The sequence below is a fragment of the Bacillus sp. 05T31 genome (assembly GCF_056396725.1).
In genome coordinates this window covers 1-386 of record NZ_JBFTMA010001469.1, presented here as the reverse complement: position 1 = coordinate 386, position 386 = coordinate 1, and the positions used below count along the sequence as shown (strand labels likewise).

The 386-nt window shown below is 35.2% G+C and carries 1 protein-coding gene; it reads left to right on the top strand.

Going from position 1 to position 386, the window contains the following annotated elements:
* The first annotated feature begins 32 nt into the window (after positions 1-32).
* Positions 33-362 carry a hypothetical protein gene (locus AC1DJR_RS33880; protein ID WP_476995516.1) on the top strand — a complete coding sequence of 110 codons (330 nt, stop codon included), beginning with the start codon at positions 33-35 and terminating at the stop codon, positions 360-362.
* Positions 363-386 lie beyond the last annotated feature (24 nt).

The window sequence follows — 386 nt, the reverse complement described above, 5'->3', positions numbered from 1 at the left end:
TTACCAAGACGTATCGAAAGGACGATTGGGCAATGACATTAGGTGAATTAACAAAAATTCTTGAAGCGACAGGCTATCCTGTGGCTTATTCGCATTTTACAGCAACACCAACCAATCCTGTTCCAGCGCCACCTTATATTTGTTTTCTTGTGGATGGATCAGCAAATTTAATGGCTGATAACAAGGTTTATCACAAGATAAACGATTTAAATATAGAGCTTTATACAACTAGAAAGGATTTAGTTGCTGAAGCCAAACTTGAAAAAGTCTTAGACGATCATGAGATCCCTTATGACTCGTATGGGACTTTTATTGAATCTGAAAAAATGTATCAAAAAATATACGAAACGAGGTTGATATAAATGAATGAAAACAAGGTAACATTC